General features: G+C 65.2%; 15 protein-coding genes. 10 read left to right on the plus strand and 5 right to left on the minus strand.

The window, feature by feature from the left end; genetic code table 11:
• The first annotated feature begins 9 nt into the window (after positions 1-9).
• From WI560_RS07380 to WI560_RS07405, 6 genes are all read left to right on the plus strand, one after another.
• Positions 10-417, plus strand: coding sequence for a ribulose bisphosphate carboxylase small subunit (locus tag WI560_RS07380; protein ID WP_028134957.1), 408 nt, complete (start codon positions 10-12; stop codon positions 415-417).
• 97 nt (positions 418-514) lie between these two features.
• On the plus strand, positions 515-1,447 hold the full coding sequence (gene cbbX, locus WI560_RS07385; protein ID WP_375307466.1) for a CbbX protein: 933 nt from the start codon (positions 515-517) through the stop codon (positions 1,445-1,447).
• Complete coding sequence (rpe, locus tag WI560_RS07390) at positions 1,444-2,181, plus strand: ribulose-phosphate 3-epimerase (protein WP_375307467.1); 738 nt, start codon at positions 1,444-1,446, stop codon at positions 2,179-2,181. Before cbbX ends, rpe begins: the two co-directional genes overlap by 4 nt.
• Positions 2,182-2,378: 197 nt before the next feature.
• Complete coding sequence (locus WI560_RS07395; RefSeq protein ID WP_375307468.1) at positions 2,379-3,530, plus strand: FIST signal transduction protein; 1,152 nt, start codon at positions 2,379-2,381, stop codon at positions 3,528-3,530.
• A complete protein-coding gene (locus WI560_RS07400) occupies positions 3,527-5,404 on the plus strand; it encodes a putative bifunctional diguanylate cyclase/phosphodiesterase (protein WP_375307469.1) in 1,878 nt (625 codons plus the stop codon). The genes WI560_RS07395 and WI560_RS07400 overlap by 4 nt, the downstream gene beginning before the upstream one ends.
• Positions 5,405-5,673: 269 nt before the next feature.
• The gene (locus WI560_RS07405) at positions 5,674-5,886 is read left to right on the plus strand and encodes a hypothetical protein (protein ID WP_375307470.1); all 213 of its coding nucleotides are present in this window, start codon (positions 5,674-5,676) and stop codon (positions 5,884-5,886) included.
• A gap of 14 nt (positions 5,887-5,900) precedes the next feature.
• Here the strand turns inward: WI560_RS07405 and WI560_RS07410 are convergent, their stop codons facing one another.
• The gene (locus WI560_RS07410) at positions 5,901-6,737 is read right to left on the minus strand and encodes a universal stress protein (RefSeq protein ID WP_257193302.1); all 837 of its coding nucleotides are present in this window, start codon (positions 6,735-6,737) and stop codon (positions 5,901-5,903) included.
• A 206-nt stretch (positions 6,738-6,943) separates the two neighbouring features.
• Between WI560_RS07410 and WI560_RS07415 the strand changes: the two genes are divergently transcribed.
• Positions 6,944-8,491, plus strand: coding sequence for a Do family serine endopeptidase (locus WI560_RS07415; protein WP_375307471.1), 1,548 nt, complete (start codon positions 6,944-6,946; stop codon positions 8,489-8,491).
• A 262-nt stretch (positions 8,492-8,753) separates the two neighbouring features.
• Positions 8,754-9,116, plus strand: a complete 363-nt coding sequence (locus WI560_RS07420; RefSeq protein ID WP_028134965.1) for a hypothetical protein — start codon at positions 8,754-8,756, stop codon at positions 9,114-9,116.
• Between the two features lie 12 nt (positions 9,117-9,128).
• Here the strand turns inward: WI560_RS07420 and WI560_RS07425 are convergent, their stop codons facing one another.
• The gene (locus tag WI560_RS07425) at positions 9,129-9,419 is read right to left on the minus strand and encodes a DUF6496 domain-containing protein (protein WP_375307472.1); all 291 of its coding nucleotides are present in this window, start codon (positions 9,417-9,419) and stop codon (positions 9,129-9,131) included.
• Between the two features lie 95 nt (positions 9,420-9,514).
• Positions 9,515-9,709: a DUF3072 domain-containing protein gene (locus WI560_RS07430; protein ID WP_028134967.1), complete on the minus strand. Its 195-nt coding sequence runs from the start codon at positions 9,707-9,709 to the stop codon at positions 9,515-9,517.
• A gap of 115 nt (positions 9,710-9,824) precedes the next feature.
• Between WI560_RS07430 and WI560_RS07435 the strand changes: the two genes are divergently transcribed.
• Complete coding sequence (locus tag WI560_RS07435; protein WP_375307473.1) at positions 9,825-10,046, plus strand: hypothetical protein; 222 nt, start codon at positions 9,825-9,827, stop codon at positions 10,044-10,046.
• Positions 10,047-10,080: 34 nt separating this feature from the next.
• Here WI560_RS07435 and WI560_RS07440 read toward each other — a convergent pair whose 3' ends face one another.
• Positions 10,081-10,338 (minus strand): hypothetical protein, encoded by a 258-nt coding sequence (locus tag WI560_RS07440; RefSeq protein WP_375307474.1) that lies wholly within the window; start codon positions 10,336-10,338, stop codon positions 10,081-10,083.
• Between the two features lie 58 nt (positions 10,339-10,396).
• Between WI560_RS07440 and WI560_RS07445 the strand changes: the two genes are divergently transcribed.
• Complete coding sequence (locus WI560_RS07445; protein WP_375307475.1) at positions 10,397-10,702, plus strand: hypothetical protein; 306 nt, start codon at positions 10,397-10,399, stop codon at positions 10,700-10,702.
• An 86-nt stretch (positions 10,703-10,788) separates the two neighbouring features.
• On the opposite strand, the gene WI560_RS07450 is transcribed toward WI560_RS07445, so the two are convergent.
• Positions 10,789-12,279, minus strand: a complete 1,491-nt coding sequence (locus WI560_RS07450) for an HWE histidine kinase domain-containing protein (RefSeq protein WP_375307476.1) — start codon at positions 12,277-12,279, stop codon at positions 10,789-10,791.
• Positions 12,280-12,282: the final 3 nt, after the last annotated feature.

Raw genomic sequence — 12,282 nt, forward strand, 5'->3', positions numbered from 1 at the left:
AGATTTGACATGAAGCTGACTCAAGGCTGCTTCTCGTTCCTGCCCGATCTCACCGACGATCAGATCACCAAGCAGGTGCAATACTGCCTGACCAAGGGTTGGGCGGTGAACATCGAGTTCACCGACGATCCGCATCCCCGCAACACCTATTGGGAGATGTGGGGATTGCCGATGTTCGACCTTCAGGACGCCGCCGGCGTGATGATGGAGCTCGCCGAATGCCGCAGGGTGTACGGCGACCGCTACATCCGCATCAGCGGCTTCGATTCCAGCCATGGCTGGGAATCGGTCCGGATCTCCTTCCTCGTCAACCGGCCACCGAAGGAAGCCGAATTCGAGCTGGTGCGGCAGGAAGTCGGCGGCCGCGCGATCCGTTACACGACGGTACGCAAGCCGCCCGCCCACGCCGCTCAATAACCGTTCTCCTCCGCGCGGAGCTCTCCCTGCTCCGTATCCTTGGCGGACCACTGCTTCGCCGCTCCCCCGCGGCGAAGCTCCTTTCTTCGAGGCAGCCATGCTGGATGTTCCCCACGCAGCCACGACCGAGACCGGCGAGACCCATTTCGATCTCCGCAAGGAGGCCGAAGCGGCCGGCATCACCGAGACGCTGCAACAGCTCGATCGGGAGCTGATCGGATTGAAGCCCGTCAAGAGCCGCGTGCGCCAGATCGCGTCACTGCTGCTGATCGAGCGGATCCGGCAGCGTGCGGGGCTGGCGTCCGCACCGCCGACGCTGCACATGTCGTTCACCGGCAATCCCGGCACCGGCAAGACCACGGTGGCGCTGCGCATGGCCAAGATCCTGCACGGTCTCGGCTTCGTGCGGCGCGGGCAGGTGATTTCCGTGACGCGCGACGATCTCGTCGGTCAATATATCGGCCACACCGCGCCGAAGACCAAGGAGATCCTGAAGAAGGCGATGGGCGGCGTGCTGTTCATCGACGAAGCCTATTACCTGCATCGGCCCGACAACGAGCGCGACTACGGTCAGGAAGCCATCGAGATCCTGCTCCAGGTGATGGAGAACCAGCGCGAGGACCTCGTCGTGATCCTCGCCGGCTACGGCGAGCGCATGACGAGCTTCTTCGCCTCCAATCCCGGCTTCCGCTCGCGCATCGCCCACCACATCGAATTCCCCGACTATGCCGAGGCCGAGCTGCTCGTCATTGCCGAGCTGATGCTGAAGGAGCGGGGTTATCGCTTCTCGGCGCCGGCGCGCGAGGCGTTCGAGAGATACATCGCGCTGCGCCGGACCCAGCCGTTCTTCTCCAATGCACGCTCGATCCGCAACGCCGTCGACCGCATCCGGCTGCGCCAGGCCGATCGCCTGGTGTCCGATCTCGACCGCATGCTCGATGTCGCCGATCTCGAAACCATCGATCCCCTGGACGTCCTGGCGAGCCGCGTCTTCAGCGGCGGCACTGAAGCGCGGAGTGCCAAGCCATGACCGGAGAGATCGTCATCGCTCCTTCGATCCTGGCTGCGGATTTCGCGCGTCTCGGCGAGGAGGTCGCGGCAATCGACACGGCCGGCGCCGACTGGATCCATTGCGACGTCATGGATGGACACTTCGTGCCGAACATCAGCTTTGGCGCCGATGTTATCAAGGCGATCCGGCCGGCGACGAAAAAGATCTTCGACGTGCATCTCATGATCGCGCCTGTCGACCCATATCTCGAAGCGTTCGCCAAGGCCGGAGCGGATGTCATCACGGTGCACGCCGAGGCCGGCCCGCATCTCGATCGCTCACTCCAGGCGATCCGTGCGCTTGGCAAGAAGGCCGGCGTCAGCCTGTGTCCGGCGACGCCCGAGAGCGCCATCGCCTACGTGCTCGATCGGGTCGATCTCGTGCTGGTGATGACGGTCAATCCGGGATTTGGCGGCCAGTCGTTCCTTCAATCCCAGCTCGGGAAGATCGAGCGGATCAAGGCCATGATCGGCGACCGGCCGATCCGGCTGGAGGTCGACGGCGGTATCACGCGCGACAATGCCGCTGCCGTGGCGGCGGCGGGCGCCGATACGCTGGTGGCGGGTTCCGCGGTGTTTCGCGGCAAGAGCGTTGCCGACTATGCCGCAAATATCCAGGCCATTCGCATCGCCGCCGAGACGGGAAGGGTTCCGAAACTGCGGGATCACGCCGTGCAGCCGACGCGTCTCGGCGAAAGCGCGCGCACCCGGTAGATTACGGGCGCCTCACCATGGCGTCGAGGCGTCGACGGTTCGGTCTCGGAACTTCCCGGAGTCTTACGGAGAATTTGGCACGAGTCTGCAACACTTTCATGCCGGAGTAACCACCGGTGTCGAAGTCCGCATGCGATTAACGGCGACACAATGCGCCGCCTCACAATCTGTGGTTCAAGGACTGCAGAGGGCGTGGGATGCAGATTCAATATCGTCACTGGAATGCTGCCCATGGCTGGCGCGGAGCGGAGGCCCTGCGCGAGCCTGCCCAGCTCGTGCTTTATTTCGGCAGCCGTGAGCGGCTGCTGGACGGCGAACGTTATCGCGAGCTGCGCGATCTCTATCCCGATAGCCATATCGTCGGTTGCAGCACCGGCGGACAAATCCATGGCGACGACATCTGCGATGATGAAGTGGTCGCGGTCGCCTTGCGCTTCGCGCACACGCAGGTCCGGCTGGTGCAGGACGTCGTCGAAACTCGCGATGCGTCGCGGACCTGCGGCGCGCGCCTTGCCCGCGAGGTTTTGGCGGCGGATTTGGCGGGCTTGTTCGTCCTGTCGGACGGACTGGCGGTGAACGGGGGCGAGCTGCTTGCCGGACTCACTGAAGTCCTGGGGCCGGATTTGCCCGCCACCGGCGGGCTCGCCGGCGATGGAGCCCGATTTGAACAGACGATCGTCGGAGCCGACGCGGAGCCGTCGCCGAACCGCGTCGCCGCAATCGCATTCTACGGCGCCGCGTTCCGCTTCGCGCATGGCTGCGCCGGCGGCTGGGATGTGTTCGGTCCCCGCCGCAAGGTCACGAAGGCGCTGGGATCGGTGGTCGTGGAGCTCGACGGCGAGCCGTCGCTAGACCTCTACACCCGCTATCTCGGCGAGGAGGAGGCCGAGGCGATGCCGGGTTCGGGTCTGGCATTCCCCTTGCGCATTCACGACGAGGCTGAGCCGGACCGGCAGATCGTGCGCTCGGTGTTCGCGGTGGACCGCGATGCCCGTACCCTGACCTTCGCCGCCGACATACCGCAAGGATGCACCGCGCAATTGATGCGCGCCAATTTCGACAGTCTCGCCGCCGGCGCGGGCGAGGCGGGCAGGCAGGCGCGCAGCGCACTGTCGGACGGGGTCGACGGCGACAAGCTCGCCATCCTGGTGAGCTGCACCGGCCGCCGCAGGGTGATGGGACAGCGCACGCAGGACGAGCTGGATGCCGTTGCCGCCGAACTCGGCGAGGACGTCGTCCGGATCGGATTCTACTCCTACGGCGAGTTCGCCCCGCCGGCCGCGTCCGGCCGCTGCGAACTGCACAACCAGACCATGACGGTCACCGTCATCGGGGAGGCGGCAGCTTGACCACGCATCGGTTGCTCGCAAGACAGATCCGCCAGGCGACGGACGAATCCGGACAGGTCGATCTGACCAGGCTCGGTGAACTCGTCAGCGCGGCCTATGAGGAAAGCGACCGCGATCGCCGCCGCACCGACCGGGCGATCAAGCTGATGATCGAGGAGCTCGAGCAGACGCATAAACGCGCCGAACAGGATCTGCTGCGGGCGCGCGAATTCCTCGACAGCATCATCGAGAACATCCCGATCGCGGTATTCGCCAAGGATGCGAAGGACTCCCGCTACATTCTGCTCAACCGCGCCGGCGAAGAATATTACGGAGTGCCGCGCGAGGAGATGCTGGGCAAGACTCCGGCCGAGATCTTTCCGGAGAATGTCGCCCGCGTCGTCCACGAGCAGGATCGCCGCGTCGTCGATGGCGGCACACCGATGATCCTGGAGGGACATCTGCTCGATGTCGGCGTCAAGGGCCGCGATCGTCTCGTCAATTCGCGCAAGCTGCTGATCAGGGACGGTGGAGGCGCGCCGCAATATCTGGTCGGCGTGATCGAAGACGTTACCGAGAGGATCACGAACGAGGCGCGGATCAGCCATCTTGCGCACCATGACGCGTTGACCGACCTGCCGAACCGCAGCGCCTTCAACGCCGCGCTCGGCGAGCGACTGGAGCTGGCCCAGGAGGCGGCGACCAGCTTTGCCGTGCTCAGCCTCGACCTCGACCGCTTCAAGGAGGTCAACGACGTGTTCGGCCATCCCGTCGGCGACATGCTGATGCGGGCGGCGGCGGACCGGCTCGCCGCGGAGGCCGACGACGCCTTCGTCGCCCGTATCGGCGGCGACGAGTTCATGATCCTGATGCCCGACCACGTCAGCCGAGAGGACGTTCAGGCGCTCGCCGAACGGCTGGTCGAGACGATCGGCAAGGAGCTCGAGGTCGACGATTATCTCCTCCCCGTCGGTCTCAGCGTCGGCATTGCGTTCTATCCGGACGACGGCGTCAATGCCGCCACGCTGCTCGCCAACGCCGATTCAGCCCTCCATCGTGCCAAGCGCGAGGGCAGGGGGCGGGTCCGCTTCTTCGAATCCGAGATGGACCAGGAGCTGCGCGACAGCAGGCTGTTGCAGCACGATCTGCGGCAGGCGCTGGAGCAGAACCAGTTCCTGGTCTACTTCCAGCCGCAGGCGCGGATCGATGGCGAGGTCATCGGCTTCGAGGCCCTGCTGCGCTGGAATCATCCGACGCGCGGCTTCGTGCCGCCGGACCGGTTCATTCCGCTTGCCGAGGAGAACGGGCTGATCGTCGAGATCGGCGAATGGGTCTTGCGCGAAGCGTGCCGCGAGGCGGCGTCCTGGCCGCGGCCGCTACAGGTCGCGGTCAATCTGTCGCCGGTCCAGTTTCGGGCCGGCGATCTCGAGCGTTCGATTCACCAGATCCTGCTGGAGACGGGGCTGACGCCGACACGGCTCGAGGTCGAGATCACCGAGGGGGTGCTGATCGGCGATTTCACCGGCGCGCTCCACCTGCTGCGGCGGCTGAAGGCGCTCGGCATCCGCATCGCGATGGACGATTTCGGCACCGGCTATTCCTCGCTGTCCTATCTCCAGTCGTTCCCGTTCGACAAGATCAAGATCGATCGCGGTTTCATCTCTAATCTGGACGCCTCGCCGCAATCGGCCGAGATCGTCCGCGCGGTCCTGAGCCTCGCGCACGCCCTGAACATGCCGGTCATTGCAGAGGGGGTGGAGACGGAAGCGCAGCGTGCCTTCCTGGCGCGCGAGGCCTGCGAGGAGATGCAGGGCTATCTGGTCGGCCGACCCGACCTGATCGAACGCTATCTCGACCTGGTCGGAATGACCGTGGAGCGCCGGCACTACGCCTAAAGCGCGACGGCATCGCGCTTGAGATCGTTATTTAAGGATGATCGCTTCGGAGAACCGCCTCGACTTTTCCGGATCATGCTCTAGCCGTTAGGTCCCGCGATGCGGTTCCGGGCGTCAGCCGGCACAGTTTGGAACTTTGGCCCGGATATATATTTCCTCCCAGCGAGCCGAGGCCAGGCGCGCGGTGCGCCCAGCAAATCTTTTGCACAACCGCCATCGGCCTGACGCAAATGAGGGCAATAAGCTGTGCAAATGCGAGGGAGGGTCTCATGGAGAACGTACGTCGCTACCGGGCGCTGGCGTCCCTCTGTCGTCAGCAGGCAGCCTACCGGCCGCTTCAGAACTGGGAACTCCTCGGCCAGGCCGAACATTTCGAACATCTCGCCGAGGTCGAGCTCAAGGCGCATTTCGACGCCTGCAACGTGCAAAGCGACGAGGGCGCCGCAAGGCCCGCGACATGGGAGACCCCGGTCGCGGCGTGACGGCGCCTGTCGTCTCAGTGCGACATCAGCGTCGGGACCGTCATGGCTTCCAGCATGGCGCGGGTAACGCCGCCGAGAACGCGTTCCTGCAGTCGCGAATGGCCGTAGCCGCCCATCACCAGGAGATCGAGCCCCTCGTCGGCCGCGAGCGACAGGATGGTCGGCTGGATGTCGGCGCGCGTCGCCGACAGGCCGACCGTGCGGGTCGACAGTCCACGCCGGCCGAGATGCTTTGCCAGGTTGCTCGCTGAAGCTTCGTCGGAGACCGCGTTCGACTCGTTGATGGTGATGATCACGATCTCATCGGCGCGCGCCAGGAACGGTGCTGCGTCGTGCACGGCGCGGGCGGCGACGCGGCTGCCGTCCCAGCAGATGCCGATCCGCCCCGCCTTGAACGCTCCATGGAACGTGTAAGGCAGGAACAGCACCGGGCCGCCCGACTGGAACAGGATCTCGCCCGGAATGTCGTTGTCGAACGAACCTTGCGCCGGATCGGGCTGCAGCACGACGCTGAGGTCGTGCAGTCGCGCCATCTCGCCGATCGCGCCGGCTGCGTCCGCCGGGATCGCGCCGAGCGGGCGGCAGGCGTAAGAGACGCCGGCGTTCGCCGCTTCGATCTCGAAGACTGAGAGCGCGGCCTCGGCCCGCTCCACGGCGCGCTCGCGTTCCAGTTCGAACACGGCCGCCACCGCGGCGCCGCCCTCCATCACGTAAGCCGCACTTGTCGCGACATAGCCGACTGCGACCGCGTCGAGATGGGCGTTGAACTGCGCCGCGAGCGAAACCGAGCCATCGATCGCGGCACGCATGGGGCGTTCGGTGGGAATGTGGACGAGAATGTCTTTGTACATGGGGTGCCTCCGATGGACATCATCCGGTGGCCGCAGTCTTTCACTGCCCGGCGGACCCGCGTTGAGGTGCATCAAATGCGCGGGACGACCTCGCCGCAGCCATCGCTCGTTCTTTGCCAAGATTTAATCGGATGGACGGGACGCCGTAAGGTGACGATGTCCATGTTGGACGCAAGGCGACACCTTTCCAACATGGACATTCCGACATGAACGATCGCGCCAATTCCGACACCCCGACTTCCCGCAAGATTTTGAGGCCGCGCCGGCTCGCGCTGCTCGGCACCGTGGCCGCGCTCGGCGTGGCTGTGCTGGCGGCTTCACCCGGCGCCTCAAAGTTCGGCCCGATCTCCTTCGTCGCGCCGGCCCAGGCCGCCGAGACCGCCGCGACGCCGCCGGGCTTCGGCGACCTCGTCAGCAAGGTCAAGCCGGCCGTCATCTCGGTGCGGGTCAGGATCGACCAGGACAACGACAAGAGCGCCATGCTGCAACAGAACCGGATGGAATCCGACGGGGAGACGCCGTTCGACCAGTTCTCGCGGCAGTTCGGCTTCCGCTTCCCGGGCGAGCCGAACGGCATGCCGCGCCAGCGCCATCAGATGATCACCGGCGAAGGCTCCGGCTTCTTCATCTCCGCCGACGGCTATGCCGTGACCAACAACCACGTCGTCGACCACGCCGCCTCGGTGCAGGTGACGATGGATGACGGCACCAGCTATACCGCGAAGGTCGTCGGCACCGACCCGAAGACGGATCTCGCGCTGATCAAGGTCGACGGCAAAAGGGACTTTCCGTTCGTCACATTCTCCGACCAGAAGCCGCGCATTGGCGACTGGGTGGTCGCGGTCGGCAATCCCTTCGGTCTCGGCGGTACCGTGACCGCCGGCATCGTCTCGGCCAGCGGCCGCGACATCGGCAACGGTCCCTATGACGACTTCATCCAGATCGACGCGCCCATCAACAAGGGCAATTCCGGGGGCCCGGCCTTCGACATGAACGGCAACGTGATCGGCGTGAACACCGCGATCTTCTCGCCCTCCGGCGGCTCGGTCGGCATCGGCTTCGACATTCCGGCCTCGACCGCAAAGCTCGTCGTCGCGCAGCTGAAGGACAAGGGCGCGGTCACCCGCGGCTGGCTCGGCGTGCAGGTGCAGCCGGTGACGGCCGACATCGCCGACAGCCTCGGCCTGAAGGAGGCGCGCGGCGCCATCGTCGACAATCCGCAGGACGGCAGCCCGGCGGCGAAGGCCGGCATCGCCGCGGGTGACGTCATCACCGCCGTCAACGGCACCGCGATCAAGGACTCCCGCGACCTCGCCCGCACCATCGCCACTCTGGCCCCGGGCAGCTCGGTGAAGCTCGACGTCTTCCACAACGGCACGACCAAGACGTTGACGCTCGCCCTCGGCGAGTTGCCGAACGAGCGGCAGGCCAACGCAAATCGCGGCGCCCGCGAGGGCAGAGAGCAGCCGAGCGCCGGCACGCCACGTCTCGGGCTCGGCCTGGCCCCCGCCGCTGAGGTCCAGGGCGCCGGTCAGAAGGGCGTTGTCGTCACCGAGGTCGATCCGCAAGGGCCGGCGGCGCAGCGCGGCATCCAGACCGGCGACGTCATCCTCAACGTCGGCGGCAAGGCCGTGGCCAATGTCGGCGATGTCCGCTCCGAGCTGGCGGAGGCCAAATCGTCCGGCAAGCGCAGCGTGCTGTTGCAGGTCAGAAGCGCCGAGGCGACGAGGTTCGTCGCGGTGCCGCTCGCCTGAGGCGAACAGCTATCGGCAGACATCAAGAAGGCGGCCCTCGGGCCGCCTTTTTCGTCCACCGTCAGGATTTGCGACGCCACTCGATAACATTCTCGTTAACGGCAGGGATGGTGACCCGGTTCATATGAAAAAGCCGTGTTCGCCCATCACACTTCGAACTTGCCCGCCGCGGCAATGACGCCGCGAACGGGTTGCAAGCGTAACTTCGCACCTCCGGCCGCTTTGTGGAACTGCCGGTGGTTCGGATTTGATCGGTGCCGACATGGATCGATTGAAGCTCTCGCTGAGGGGTGCGCTGCTTGCGGCGCCGTTCGTGCTCTGGGATGGAGCCGCGCTCGGTCGTGACGACGGCCGCTACGCGAACTCGCCGCTCAAGCCGTGGTTCGACAGCCTGCGCAGCCACCTCGGTCCGTGCTGCTCGGACGCCGACGGATTTGCCGTCGCTGATCCCGATTGGGAATCGCACAACGGGCGTTATCGCGTGCGTCTCGACGGCGAGTGGATCGACGTGCCGGATGAAGCCGTCATCACCGAGCCGAACCGCGCCGGCCGCACCATGGTGTGGCCGGTGAAGACCGCGTTCGGGGTCTCGATCCGCTGCTTCATGCCGGGCAGCATGATCTGAGACAGGACAGCGTCAACGCTTGCTGGATTTGCGCTTCGACGATTTCTTCGACGATTTCTTGGCTGTCTTCTTGGTCGTCCGCTTCTTGGACGACGTCTTCTTGGCAGCTTTCTTCGGGACCTTCTTGCCCTTCTTGCGCGCCTTCGACAGCCCGATCGCGATCGCCTGCTTGCGGCTCTTCACGCGCCCGCCACGGCCTTTGCGGCCGCTCTTGGCGGTGCCCTTCTTGTAGCGCCGCATCTCGCTTTCGACCTCGCTGCCGGAGCTGGGTGAGTAGCGGCGTTTCTTTGCCTTGCGTGCCATGCATGATTCTCCGTTGGCTCAGGAAAACCATCCGGACCCACCATGGTTCCGAAACAGCAGGCCAGGGCCAGGCACGCCCCTAGCCAGGTGGACCCCTAGAAGGAGTTCGCCAGCTCGATCTCGGCTTCCAGCACCTGGATGCGCCGCGCGGCCTCGGTGAAGGACAGATCGCGCGCATATTGTGCGGGCTGATAGGCCTCTTCGCTCAACCGCTTCAGCCTCAGCCCCTGCGCCCGGGTCATCTGCTCGGCGAGAAAGATCCTGGCGTCGTATTTACCTTGAACCTGCATCCGGCGTCTCCGTATCCAAATCGTGGCTTGACTATATGTTCTTATTTTGTTCTAACAAGCCATGGACAACAGAATTAATGAAATCCGACGTAAAATCAGCGCCTTGAGGCTGGAGATGGCCGATGTCGAGGCGTCCGTGCGGGATCGCATCAACGGGGATCGCGATTGCGCCGAACACGCGCTGGCGCAGCTGGATCTACGCCGAAAGATCACCTTGCTGATCGGCGAGTGGAAGGCGGCCGGCGGCAGCGATGTCCTGCCCGACGTCCACGACCGGGTGCGCCTTCGTCTCGTGAAGACAATCGGTAAGGCCGAGCGAGCGGCCCCACGGCGCTGACATCGTGGGGGAGGCGCCGCGCCTCACGCGCGTTTCAGGATTGCTTGTCCTCGACGATGATGAACACGACGCCGGTGAGTGTCGCGCCGATCGCGAAGGTCGTCACCAATGTGAGTGCGAAGACGATCACGGTCTGGCTTCCGCCATTGGCGAGCAGGCTGGCGACGGCGGGATTGCACAGGATCAGCGCGAGACTGAAGACGAGGCCGAGGGCGGCGCCCATCAATGCGTGCGTCATCAGCTTGATGAGGCCGGTCGCAGAAATCAGGTCTGACGACTTTTTTGTGCGCATGGGAACTGTATCCCGATTTGGCATGCAACGCGGGCGACAATTCGCTGGTTCCAGACGAATGAAGGAATTGTCACCGGCCGGCTTCATCCGACGTTCATGCTGGGCTTGCGAGGATGAGGCTCAGCAAAACGGGAACATCGATATGGGTAAGGTGGTCTTTCTCTACCGCTCGCTGGCCTATCGTAACGCAGCGGCGGACATCCTTCACAAGGCCCGCAAGCTGCCACGCGGGGCGGAGCGAAGCGCGGCGCGCCGCTATGCCAGGGCATTGCGCGATCTCGCCCAGACGGAAGCCTGGCTCGAGGGGCGGGTTGCGCGCGACCCGCGAATGGCGCGACGCATGACGAGCGCCGCGTCCGGCTGATGCTTTTTCCGCTCCGTCTGAAACGGAACGGACGCACTCGCTTATCGCCTTGGCGTATCCACTCGAGGCGAACCGGTCGCCATTCGCTAACCGGATGCGCGCTGCAATTCGGCGGAGCCGGCGTCCTCGAACTTCCCGGATGGGGCCGTCGCCCCCGTCTTGCGGGTCAACGGCACCTCCAGGCGGCACAACAGGCCCTCGGCGCGCCAATCGAACCGCGCTTGTCCGCCGAGCTGTGACTCGACGCTCGCCAGCAGGCTCCGCGTGCCGAAGCCGCGCGATTTCGGAGGCATGACGAGCGGACCGCCCGATTCCTCCCAGCTCAGCGTCAGCAATTGGTCCTCGACCTGCCAGCCGATCGTGAGCCGTCCCGACCTGGTCGAGAGGGCGCCGTATTTGGCCGAGTTGGTGAAGAGCTCGTGCAGGGCGAGCGCCAGCGTCTGGGCCGTGGTCGGCAGCAACTGGACCTCCGGACCTGCCAATATGATCTGGCCGCCGAGCGAGTAGGGCGCGAGCTCCTCGTCGATCAGCCTGGAGAGCTCGGCACCCTGCCAGCTCGACAGCGACAGGATGGTGTGCACGCGCGCCAGCGCATTGATCCGTCCCTCGACGGCGTTGACATAGGCCTTGACCTCGTCGGCCCGGGTCAGACGAACGATCGACTGCGCCAGGGCCAGCGCGTTCTTGGCGCGATGATCGACCTCCCGCGCCAGCAGGTTCTGCCGTTCCTCGGCACGCTTGCGTTCGGTGATATCCACGGTGACGCCGCTGACGCGGACGACGCGACCGCTGTCGTCCACCGTTGCCGCCGCCGTGCCGACGCACCAGCGTACTTCTCCGTCCGGCCGCATGATGCGGAACTCGGTCTCGTAGGCCCGCGTGCCTCTGTTGAACTCGGCGATCGCCTTGCGCAGCTGATCGACGTCGTCCGGATGCAGCAGCGCTTGAACGTTGGCCGGGTTGACCTCGAAGCTCTCGGGGCTGACGCCGAAGATGCGATACTGCCCTTCGTCCCACATCCAGTCGCCGCTGATCCAGTCCCAATCCCAGGATCCCATCTTGCCGGCTGCGATCGCCATGCTGCGTCGTTGTTCGCTCTCGCGCAGCTTCGCCGTGGAGTTCTCCAGTTCCGCCGTGCGGGCGCGGACGCGATCCTCAAGCTCCTGGTTCAGCCGTTCGAGCTCGCGGGTCTTGCGGTAGAGCTCGGCAAACACCTTGATCTTGGCGCGCAGGACTTCCGGCACGACCGGGACCGGCACGTAGTCGACCGCGCCCATCTCGTAGCCGCGCAACCGGTCGATGTCGCTGACCTGGATGGCGGAGATGAAGATCATCGCGGTCTTCTGGAAGCGTGGATGCTCGCGGATCATCGCGGCGAGCTCGAAGCCGTCGAGCTCGGGCATGCAGACGTCGACGAGGATCACCGCGATCTCGGTCTTGAGCAGGACCTCCAGCGCCTCGCGCCCCGAGGAGGCGATCACGAGGTTCTCGCCGAGATCCTTCAAGATCACCTCATAGGCGAGCAGCTTGGCGGGCTGGTCGTCGACGAGGAGGATGTTGACCTTTTCGTGGTCCATACG

It is taken from the genome of Bradyrhizobium sp. A11, from assembly GCF_042077125.1.
Lineage (GTDB): Bacteria > Pseudomonadota > Alphaproteobacteria > Rhizobiales > Xanthobacteraceae > Bradyrhizobium > Bradyrhizobium japonicum_B.